Source organism: Colwellia sp. KU-HH00111, assembly GCF_040362745.1.
Taxonomy (GTDB): Bacteria; Pseudomonadota; Gammaproteobacteria; order Enterobacterales; family Alteromonadaceae; genus Colwellia.
Window position 1 is genome coordinate 26375 of sequence record NZ_BAABWO010000015.1, and the last position, 10228, is coordinate 36602.

6 protein-coding genes are annotated in these 10228 nt (G+C 39.2%); 4 read left to right on the top strand and 2 right to left on the bottom strand.

The genetic code is table 11. The features are described from left to right. Positions 1–59: 59 nt before the first annotated feature. Both ABXG98_RS18750 and ftnA read right to left on the bottom strand, forming a co-directional pair. Positions 60–1268, bottom strand: coding sequence for a BaiN/RdsA family NAD(P)/FAD-dependent oxidoreductase (locus tag ABXG98_RS18750; RefSeq protein ID WP_353540241.1), 1209 nt, complete (start codon positions 1266–1268; stop codon positions 60–62). Between the two features lie 12 nt (positions 1269–1280). Next, positions 1281–1808 (bottom strand): non-heme ferritin, encoded by a 528-nt coding sequence (ftnA, locus tag ABXG98_RS18755; protein WP_353540242.1) that lies wholly within the window; start codon positions 1806–1808, stop codon positions 1281–1283. Positions 1809–2092: 284 nt separating this feature from the next. Here ftnA and ABXG98_RS18760 point away from each other — a divergent pair, with 284 nt between their 5' ends. From ABXG98_RS18760 to prsR, 4 genes are all read left to right on the top strand, one after another. Next, positions 2093–3070: an efflux RND transporter periplasmic adaptor subunit gene (locus tag ABXG98_RS18760; protein ID WP_353540243.1), complete on the top strand. Its 978-nt coding sequence runs from the start codon at positions 2093–2095 to the stop codon at positions 3068–3070. 4 nt (positions 3071–3074) lie between these two features. Beyond that, positions 3075–6101 (top strand): efflux RND transporter permease subunit, encoded by a 3027-nt coding sequence (locus ABXG98_RS18765; protein WP_353540244.1) that lies wholly within the window; start codon positions 3075–3077, stop codon positions 6099–6101. 32 nt (positions 6102–6133) lie between these two features. Beyond that, on the top strand, positions 6134–8176 hold the full coding sequence (gene prsK / locus ABXG98_RS18770; RefSeq protein WP_353540245.1) for an XrtA/PEP-CTERM system histidine kinase PrsK: 2043 nt from the start codon (positions 6134–6136) through the stop codon (positions 8174–8176). 428 nt (positions 8177–8604) lie between these two features. Beyond that, the gene (gene prsR, locus ABXG98_RS18775) at positions 8605–9954 is read left to right on the top strand and encodes a PEP-CTERM-box response regulator transcription factor (RefSeq protein WP_353540246.1); all 1350 of its coding nucleotides are present in this window, start codon (positions 8605–8607) and stop codon (positions 9952–9954) included. Positions 9955–10228: the final 274 nt, after the last annotated feature.

Genomic DNA, 10228 nt, shown 5'->3' on the forward strand with positions numbered 1-10228 from the left:
AGGAGTTATATCTAAAGCCATGCTTTGTTTAGTGAGAACCATTAACGTTTGATAAAATATTAAACCTCTTGTCCGCAGGCAACACCGCTAGACCAGCACCATTGAAAATTATAACCGCCTAAAAATCCTGTTACATCAACAACTTCACCAATAAAGTATAACCCTGAGCATTGCTTGGCTTCAAAGGTTTTTGATGAAATATCGTCGGTATCCACACCACCTAGTGTAACCTCAGCGGTGCGATACCCTTCTGTACCATTGGGTTTTATTTGCCAGTGATGAAGGTAATTGCTAAGCACTTGTATGTCGTTGTGGTTGAGCTGCTTGATGGCTTTATCAGTAATTAGAGGGGCGGTAACCTCTTCGTGCATTAATACCTCAACAAAACGTTTTGGCAGTAATGTGGCGAGTAGGTTTTTCACGGATTTTTGTGCTTGGTTTGCGCGCCAATCGTTAATCACATCAACTAAATTATAATCGGGCAATAAATCAATAATAATGGCTTGCCCTGCACGCCAAAAAGAAGATATTTGTAAAATGGCTGGCCCTGATAAGCCTCTATGGGTAAATAGGATGTTTTCTCGAAAACTAGTGCCATTTTCGCTACTTACCTTGCAATCAATACTAATACCAGACAAGCCATCAAAGCGTTGCTTGTCATGCTCGTGCAGGGTAAAAGGGACAAGTGCAGCAGTAGTGGGGAGTACTTTTAGGCCGAATTGTTCGGCAATTTTGTAACCTATAGGGCTAGCCCCTAATTTAGGCATAGTTAGGCCGCCAGATGCGACGACCAGTGATTCGCATAAATACGCTTTATCGCTGGTGTTAACTAAATAGGTTTGCTCATCTGTTTTCGTTATAGATAATACTTCCGAGCGTAAATCAAGCGACACTCCCGCCCAATCACATTCGGTTAGCAGCACATCAACAATTGCTTGAGCGCTGTCATCACAAAAAAGCTGCCCTAAGGTTTTATGATGGTAATCAACACCGTGTCGTTCAACTAATTCGATAAAATCATCGGCACTATAGCGACTTAATGCCGATTTAACAAAATGAGGGTTTTGACAAATATAATGATGAGGCAGGGTGTTTTGATTGGTAAAATTACACCGACCTCCACCGCTGATCAAAATTTTTCGACCGGGCTTTTTACCCATATCAACCACGGTAACATTTCTACCGCGATAGCCAGCCGTTGCAGCACACATTAAGCCAGCGGCTCCTGCGCCAATAATTAAAACATCAGTGGAGATTACTTTACTCATAGCTATAGCGAGCTATACATTACTTTCAGTCATGATACTGGTATTGCCTTTTTTAGCCATTTCAGCTAAATCTTTATCAACAAAGAATAGTGCATGACCGTCATGGCCAACCAAATTGATTTTGTCTAGAATACTTTTAAATAAAGTTTCTTCTTCGTGCTGTTCAGAAACATACCATTGTAAGAAGTTAAAAGTAGAATAGTCTTGGTTTGTAAATGCTTGGTGTGCTAATTCATTAATTCGCTCAGTAATTTCGCATTCATGCTGATAGGTTTTTTCAAATACATCGGCTAGTGAGGTAAATTCATGTGGTGGAGCATCAATAGCACCTAAAATAGGTAAAGCACCGGTTTCACTGACATAAGTGAAAAGACGTGACATATGATCCATTTCTTCAGCGGCATGTTTACGCATAAATTGAGCTGCGCCTTCAAAGCCTTTTTCTTCACACCAAGCGCTCATTTGTAGGTAAAGGTTAGAGGAATAAAATTCTAAATTAATTTGAGCATTGAGTTGGGTAATCATTGTAGATTTTAACATGTCGAAATCACTATAGTTATGAAAAACAGGGGCATATTATGCCATAAGCGCCATGGAGAAAATAGTACTGAAAACCTTGCAATTTACCTTGTTGGCAACTTTATCAGCTACAAATAAGCAGCGAATAATAATGTACTTTATTAACAAAACTGCCTAAAGTAGACAGTAGTGGTTCAATACCTTGTTGAATATTTTACTCTTTTATTGTGATAAAAATGTATTTACCTTTTTTTTGCCCAAGCAATTTATTAAAACGCATCAATTGCAATGTCATAAGTTTGCTGTTGCTTTTGCTCTTAACCCCTACAGCGCACAGTGCTAGTGAGGAAGGCTATCAATTAACTCAGATTTCACCAACGGCTTATACCCAAACTATAGAAAGAACCGGTAAAGTTGATTTTTCTCGTGTGGTTAATCTGTCGTTTAAAACAGCAGGCTTTTTAACAGAGCTTAATATTGATGAAGGTGATGTTTTTGAGCCTGAACAATTATTGGCAGCATTAGATATTTCGGAATTACAAGCCGAAAAAAATGCCAGCTATGCACGTTTACTGCAAGCAAAACGCAATATTAAGCGTGTTAAAAGCTTAATGAAAAAAAATCTAAGCTCGCAACGAGAATTAGATGACGCCTTAACCTCAGTTGAAACCACGCGTTCAGCTTACCGCGTGGCTTATTACAATTTAGAAAAAGCGCAAATAGTTGCTCCTTTTAAAGGGGTTGTGGTCGAACGATATACTGACTTAGGCGAATTACAATCATCAGGCGTACCAGCATTACAAGTTGCTAACTTGGCGAACAATATTATTGTCAAAGTGGCGTTAACAGCTGAAGAAATCTCGTTAGTCCATTTACACCAACAGGTAAAAATTCACTTAGCCTCTAGTGGGTTAGCTGATGGCAAAATTAGCAAAATTCCTGCCATTGCCGATAGCCGGAATCATCTCTTTACCATTGAGGTTTCGTTGGATGATACCGGTTTTACTAAACCGTTAATTGTTGGGCAGTTAGCGCGAATACGGATTAATTCACAAAGTCAGGATTTTGTTTATAAGGTGCCTATTGCAGCGCTTAATGCTGTTAATGAGCAAGGCCAAGCGTTAATAACCGTTGAAAAAGACAATAGGCTAGAACAGCAGGCTTATACAATGTATAAATTAGATAATGATTTTATTTATTTAATTGCTCAGCAACATGCAATTGCGTTAGATATCGTAACTCAGGGGTGGAATAAGCTACCGCTTATTTCTACTAAAAAATAACCGAATGAAGTTACCTAGTTTAGCCATAAAAAACGCACAATTTACGCTGACTATAGTTATCTTATTGGTGTTGGTAGGTATTGTTTCTTATATCACTATGCCGCGCAGTGAAGATCCTCAATTTGATTTACCCATCACAATTGTAGAAGTCATTTATCCCGGTGCATCCCCTAGTGATATTGAAACGCTTGTAGTTGATATTCTAGAGCAAGAAATCTCAGATATCAGCGACATCAAAAAAATTGAATCAGAAGTGCGTAATGGCGCCGCTAGGATAACGGTGACGTTTTTTTATGGTACCGACGCCGAGGCTTCGTTTAATAAAATCAAACAGGCGATAGCAACCGTTAAGCCAGATTTACCGCTAGGTATTCAACAACTATTAGTGTTGAAAGCAACCCCAAGTAGTGTTGCTATCATGCAACTTGCCTTATGGAGCGAGCCTAATGACTATAAAACTACTGCGTTTCATGCCAAGCAGTTAGAAAAACGCTTAGAAACTATTGCTAATGTGAGAAAGGCTGATATATGGGGCTATCCGCAACAAATTGTAGCTATTGATCTTAACTTAGACTTGTTGCAACACTATGATATTTCAGTGACAGAAGTAAATAGGGTATTACAGGGGCGAGCAGTGAATATAGCTCCCGGCTTTGTAGATGCTAATACTCGTCGCTTTAATGTCAAAGCTAGTGGCAACTTTAGTGAAATTAAGGATATAGAAAACACGGTAGTTTCATCAAGTGATGATTTTGTGTTACGAGTGAAAGACATTGCACAAGTAGCTTTTGCTGATAGAGCGCCAAATTATTTGGCCTATTATGATAATCATCCTGTTATTTTTATTACCGCAGAGCAGCGTTCAGGTAGTAATATTTTTACCCTAACTGAACAAATGAATGAGGTTATTGACGATTTTAAACAAAGCTTACCTGAGCAGGTAAAATTAGCGGTTATTTTTGAGCAAGCTGATAGCGTAGAAACACGGGTTAATGGATTTTTTGAGAACCTTGCACAGGGTTTGATTTTGGTGGGATTATTAGCCTTATTGTTTTTAGGTGTGCGTGAGTCTTTGGTGGTGATCGCTGCAATTCCCTTATCATTTTTAATTGCTATTGGTTGGTTAGATTTTGCCGGCTTTGGCTTGCAACAAATGTCTATTGTTGGTTTGATTATCGCGTTAGGTTTGTTAGTTGATAACGCGATTGTAGTCACCGAGAGTATTCATCGTGAAAAGCGCTACTGTTCAAATTTAAATGATGCTGCAAAAGTGGGCACTAGTCGTGTTGGTTGGGCCATAACCAGTGGTACCATTACTACCATGTTAGCCTTTTTACCCATGTTAATGCTTAGCAGTAGTACTGGCGATTTTATTCGCTCTATGCCGATAACCGTTGTCTTTGTGTTATTAGCGTCGTTATTTATTGCGCTAACCCTAACCCCCTTGATCGCTAGCCATTTTTTTACCTTAAAACCATCTAAATTTAAAACCTTGCAGCATCACGTGAATATTTTTGCAGAAGGGATTTATCAAGGGTTTCTAAAAAAAATATTAACACTTAGGTGGTTGGTGTTAACTATTGCAGGTCTGTGTTTATTTGCTATGTTGTCCTTATTTGCTGATGTAGGGGTCAGTTTATTTCCTCGTGCTGAAAAGCCGATGATTTTGATTGACGTTGAAACGCCAGTTAACTCGTCGCTATCTCATACCGATGAAATAATGCAACAAGTGGCTGCACAGGTTAAACAGCAACCTTTAGTGGCTAAAGTAGCCTTGAATGTTGGTAGTTCAAACCCACGCATTTATTATAACGAAATACCAAAACGTGGCCGTGTTACCTTTGGGCAAATTATCGTAGTGCTAAAAGAATATGATACCCAAAAAGTAGGTTCGTTAGTTGAAAGCCTAAGAGCTGAATTTTCATCTTGGCCACAAGCTATTATTAAAGTAAAAGAATTTACTCAAGGTCCAGTGACAGATCAGCCCATATCAATCCGCTTAATGAGCGACTCACTCCAAGATTTAGAAACCGTCGCCAATGATCTAGCGGCGAAAATGGCACAAACCAAGGGAGTCATTAATATCGACAACCCTATTGGTTTAGCTAACACCGAGCTTGAATTAACTATTCATTATGATCAAGCGGGTTTAAGTAATGTTGACATCAACACCTTAGATAACACCTTAAAAACAGTGCTTTCGGGGACTGATGTTGGCCGCTTTAATGATGTTAATGGTGAGAAATATCCAATCGTTGTTCGCACAGGTAAGCCAGAGGTTGAAACCTTGGCAGATATTTATATTAATAACCGCCAAGGGCAAGATATCCCACTTAAACAAATGGTTACCTTGGGGTTGAATAAAGGCCAGTCTGATTTTTTCCATTATCAAAAATTGCGCACTGCTAAAGTGTCTGCTGATGCTGCCAAAGGCTTTTCAGTAAATGAGCTGACCACTCAAATGGTTGACTATTTACAGAAATATCCCCTGCCACAAGGTATGTATTTTTCATTAGGGGGAGAAGAAGAGTCAAGGCAGGAGTCTTTTGCGGGCTTAACGCAGATAATGCTAATCACGGCTATTGGCATTTTTGGTGTACTAGTTTTGCAGTTTAAATCATTTTTGCAGCCACTGATTATTTTTAGCTCAATTCCATTTGCTATGGCTGGCTCAGTGATTGGTTTATATTTTGTTGGCTTATCATTTTCTATGATGGCATTTATTGGCTTAATTAGCCTATTTGGCATTGTGGTTAATAATGCCATTATTTTAATTGATACCACCAACAGAAACATTCTTGGTGGTTTTGATACCTTAGATGCCATCCTCAATGCCAGCGTAACGCGTTTTACCCCAATTCTATTAACCACATTAACTACTATTGTTGGCTTATTACCTCTAACTATACTTGGTGGAGGTATGTGGCAACCGTTAGGTGTGGTATTGATTTCAGGTTTATGTGTTTCGGCGATATCGAGCTTTTTATTGGTGCCGGTGTTAACCCAGTTGTTTACCCGTGATGAAGTTTAGCGACCTATTATTTTTGGAAAAATATTCAAATTATGGAAATGTATATTGTAGGTATTTGGGGGTATAGTTTTGCTAGTATCGCCTATGTCATCTTTGTTTTATTGATTTTAGCCGCTCACAATCAAGCAAGTATTGCAAAATGGCTAATGTTTAGTGCGTTAGTGGCCGGAATTGCAAATGCAATCAGCGCATTACAAATCACCTTAGGCTTTTCATTGCAATGGGCTATGTTGGTCGACGGCATTAAAATAGCCGTGTTCTCTATATTAGTGCTGAGCTTTAATGTTGAGAAAGGCAGTGCGATAGAGGTTTACAAAAATACTACCGTTAGAAAATATTTACTGCTTTGGTTTAGCGCTATGGTGGTTTGTTGGGGGTTAAGCTACGCGCTGAACTTCTCTTACGAATACTTGTTTTTGCTCTTTGTTTTGCTTAATTTGATCAGTTTGGTTTTACTTGAGCAGCTCTATCGTGGAGCCAATGTTGTGGCAAAAAAATCAATTACGCCACTGGTTATTGCCTTAGGCAGCATTGCCGTATTTGACTTTGTTCTTTATGCCCAAGCAACTATGGTTGGCGGCATAGAGTTTGACTTCTGGTATTGCCGAGGTTATTTGGCAGGTATGGCTGTACCATTGTTACTTATTAGCACCCGAAGATTTAAAGAGGGAACTGTTCGGATATTTGTCTCACGTAATATTGTTTTTTATAGCTCAATGTTAATGATTGCTGGTGTGTATTTATTACTCATGGCTGTCGCGGGTTATCTCATTAACTACTTTGGTGGAGAGTGGGGGCAGTTTGTTAGTTTTGGCTTTTTTATTCTAGGTAGTATTGTACTTGCGGTCTTATTGATGACCGAAACCGTTCGCAGAAAAGTAAAAGTATTTATTTCAAAACATTTTTTCGCAAACAAATATGAATACCGAGAGGAGTGGCTTGAACTTATAGGAAAAATAGAAACAGCAAGCGCTGAAAATTACTATCAAATTTCACTACAAATTATGATGTCTAAAGTAGAGGCAACAGGGGGGCTCATACTTAAAGCGCAAGGAAACAATCAGTTTGCGATAAAGTATAGTAATGGGGTTGAATTAAGTGCTGAATTTGATAATGATCTGGTTTTATTAAGTAACTTCATGACAACACAAGGTTGGATAGTAGATATAGAAGAGTATAAAGATGATCCTCTTTTTTATCCTGGTTTATTTATTCAGCCCAAAATTTGGCAATCGGTTGGTGTGAACATTTTAGTGCCTATTTTTATTGGCAAGGCCTTTTATGGTATTTTTGTATTATCAAATACTGATGATCACGATAAACTAAATTGGGAAGACCGAGATTTGCTTTTTGCTGTTGCAAAACAACTTGGTAATTTTATTTCGCTAAATGAAGCAAACGATGCGTTAGCAGAATCTAAGCAATTTGATGCGTTTAATCAAATGTCAGCCTTTCTGGTACACGATTTAAAAAATGTGCAGGCGCAATTGGCGTTAATAACTTCAAATGCCACACAGCATAGGGGTAATCCCGAGTTTATTGATGATGTATTTGAAACGGTTGAGTCAGCGACCGAACGCTTAGCCAAAGTATTAGCACAATTAAGAAATAAACAAGCTGCACCGTTGACGAGTAAAAAAGCGCCTAGCAAAAAGGTTGACCTTGGTGATATTATTGAGCAAGTAATAGTTCAGCGAAATGTGATGCAACCTCAGGTTCATATGAATGCTAAAGAGCCTTGTTTAACGACGTTAGACCACGAACGCTTTTTTTCAGTGATGAACCATTTAATACAAAATGCGCAAGAGGCAACAGCCAATGATGGCTGGGTATCTATTGATATAGAGCGACAGTCTGAACGGATCATCATTGTTGTCAGTGATAATGGCAGTGGTATGTCTCAAAGTTTTATAAAAAATAGGTTATTTAAGCCATTTGATACCACTAAAGGTAATGCTGGTATGGGGATTGGGGTTTTTGAAGCGAAGCAGTTCTTTGAAAGTATGGCCGGTGGGTTAACGGTTGAAAGTGTAGAAGGACAGGGAACCAAAATGATAATTAGTTTACCAAGGTAGGTTAGCATTCGTTCTGACAAAGGCGCAATAAATTACGCCCTACAGGTGATGGGTCTCAAGGTAGGTTGGACTTCAGTCCGACAACGCGCAATGAATGACACCCTGCAGGGTTGTGCTTAATGTAGGTTGGACTTCAGTCCGACAACGCGCAATAAATTACGCCCTACAGGTGATGGGTTTCAATGTAGGTTGGACTTCAGTCCGACAACGCGCAATGAATTACACCCTGCAGGGTTGTGCTTAATGTAGGTTGGACTTCAGTCCGACAACGCACAATGAATTACGCCCTACAGGGTTGTGCTTAATGTAGGTTGGACTTCAGTCCGACAACGCGCAATGAATTACGCCCTACAGGGTTGTGCTTAATGTAGGTTAGAATTCATTCTGACAAATAGTTCAGCAATATAAATAATTAGGATAGTGCAGTAATGGAAAAAATATTAATTGTTGATGACGATACTGGCATTCAAAAGCAACTGAAATGGAGCTTATCTGATTATAGCCCCATTCTCGCAGGCGATCGTGAAGCTGCCATTGCAGCTGTCAGACGTCATGAGCCTAAAGTTGTCACTTTAGATCTTGGTTTGCCACCCGATGAAGCGAATGCAAGTGAAGGTTTGAAAGCATTAGAAGAAATTCTTGCTATAGCCCCCCATACAAAAGTCATTGTTATTACTGGTAATGAAGATAGAACGAATGCATTAAAAGCAGTTGCTGCTGGCGCGTATGATTTCTACCAAAAACCTATAGATGCTGACGTTATTAATGTCATTATTTCGCGAGCGTTAACCTTAGCAACTATTGAAAGTGAAAACCGCTCAATGCGCGCTGTAACTGATAGTAATATTGGTATTATTGGTAACAGTGAAGCAATTGAGCGCCTACGCACCATGGTTAAGCGTATTGCCCCAACTAACATAACAGCTTTGTTGCTAGGTGAAAGTGGCACAGGTAAAGAAGTAACAGCAAAAGCCGTACATCTCGCTAGTGACAGAATGAATAAGCCTTTTGTTGCAATTAACTGTGCCTCTATTCCTGAGAACTTGCTTGAAAGCGAATTATTTGGTTTTGAAAAAGGTGCTTTTACTGGCGCCCATAAAACTACTAAAGGGAAAATAGAGTGTGCAGCAGGGGGGACCTTATTTCTGGATGAAATAGGAGATATGCCCTTTAATTTACAAGCGAAACTCTTACGCTTTTTGCAAGAAAAAATAATTGAACGTCTAGGTGGCAGAGAGGAAATCCCAGTGGATGTGAGAGTTGTTTGTGCAACGAACCAAAATTTAGAGGAAATGGTGGCGAATAAAGAATTCAGGGAAGATTTATTTTATCGAGTGAGTGAAATTACATTAAATATTCCACCGTTACGAGATCGAGATGAAGATGTTTTAATTCTTGCTCAGTATTTCCTGCAGTTATATGCAACTGAGTATAAAAGTAATGCAAAATCTTTTTCTGACGATGGTATTAGTGCTATTAAAGCGCATAAATGGCCGGGCAATATTCGTGAGTTACAAAATAAAGTTAAATCGTCTGTGGTAATGAGTACTGGCGTACAGGTAACTGCATTTGATTTAGGCTTTTATGACCATGAAGATTCTAGTTATGAGCTGTCATTAAATTTACGTACTGTGCGAGAACAGGCTGAGTCTATCGCCATTCAAAAAGCTTATGCGCTATCTGAGGGTAATATGTCGAAAACTTCAGAGCTTCTAGGGGTTACTAGGCCAACGTTATATTCATTAATTGAGAAGTATGAACTCAATATCAATAGTTAGCATTTATCTTGACATTGGCGCAATGAATTACGCCCTACAGGTGATGGGTTTCAATGTAGGTTGGACTTCAGTCCGACAACGCGCAATGAATCACGCCCTACAGGGTTGTGCTTAATGTAGGTTGGACTTCAGTCCGACAACGCGCAATAAATTACACCCTACAGGGATGTGTTTAATGTAGGTTGGACTTCAGTCCGACAAGGCGCAATAAATTACGCCCTACAGGTGATGGGTTTTAATGTAGGTTAGAATTCATTCTGACAAAGGCGCAATG